The organism is Bradyrhizobium sp. 33ap4, assembly GCF_032654765.1.
Taxonomy (GTDB): Bacteria; Pseudomonadota; Alphaproteobacteria; order Rhizobiales; family Xanthobacteraceae; genus Bradyrhizobium; species Bradyrhizobium australafricanum.
This window is the reverse complement of sequence record NZ_JAUMTJ010000199.1, coordinates 1-852: the sequence shown is the minus strand read 5'-3', so window position 1 is coordinate 852 and position 852 is coordinate 1. Positions and strand designations below refer to the sequence as shown.

The following is an 852-nucleotide window of genomic DNA, read 5'->3' as shown; positions in this document are numbered from 1 at the left end:
TAGGTGGTGTGGACTCTAAGGATTCCCTTTTGAGAGCAAATCAGATTCAAGGCTTCTTTTTGGGAGGCGGCCTTGGGTGTGATGGAGCGTTTGGTGTTGAGCGACGCGGCCTGGGAGCGCATGGCGCCGCTGATCATAGGCCGGCCCGATCAGAAGGGCTCGACCGGGCGGGACAACCGGATGTTCGTGGAAGGTGTGCTTTGGATCGTGCGTACGGGCTCTCCTTGGCGTGATCTTCCGGAGGCTTTTGGAGATTGGAACAGCGTGTTCCGGCGGTTCAGTCGATGGAGCCGCAAGGGTGTCTGGTGCCGCATCTTCGAGGCGATGTCCGAGGATCCGGACTTCGAATATCTGATCGTCGATTCCACCATTGTCCGGGCGCATCAGCACGCCGCCGGGGCGAAAAAAGGGGGTCTGAAGATCAAGCGATCGGGCGCTCGCGCGGCGGCCTGAGCACGAAGATACATATGGCCGTACGCGGCTTGGGATGCCCCGTGCGGTTCACGCTCACCGCGGGCCAGAAGGGCGATGCACCACAAGCCGCTGCATTAATCGAGGGGCTGCCCGCCGAGGTCGTCATCGCCGATACGGCTTATGACGCCGATCGTTTGCGCCAAGACATCGCCGCCAAAAAGGCGCTCGCCGTCATCCCCAACAACCCCTCGCGAGCCCTCAAATATCCGCTCGACAAACATCTCTATGCCCAGCGCCATCTCGTGGAATGCTGCTTCAGCAAGCTCAAGCAGTTCCGACGCGTCGCAACCCGCTTCGAAAAGACCGCCCGGAATTACCGGGCCGTCGTCACTCTCGCTGCCATCGTCCTATGGCTGCGATAAGTGTCCACACCACCTA

1 protein-coding gene is annotated in these 852 nt (G+C 60.6%); it reads left to right on the top strand.

The features are described from left to right. Positions 1-72: 72 nt before the first annotated feature. Positions 73-836, top strand: a protein-coding gene (locus tag Q2M23_RS43675) for an IS5 family transposase (protein ID WP_141343516.1) whose coding sequence is annotated in 2 segments (ribosomal slippage) — positions 73-408 and positions 411-836 — 762 coding nt in all. Because the reading frame shifts where the segments join, the coding sequence is not laid out codon by codon here. Positions 837-852 lie beyond the last annotated feature (16 nt).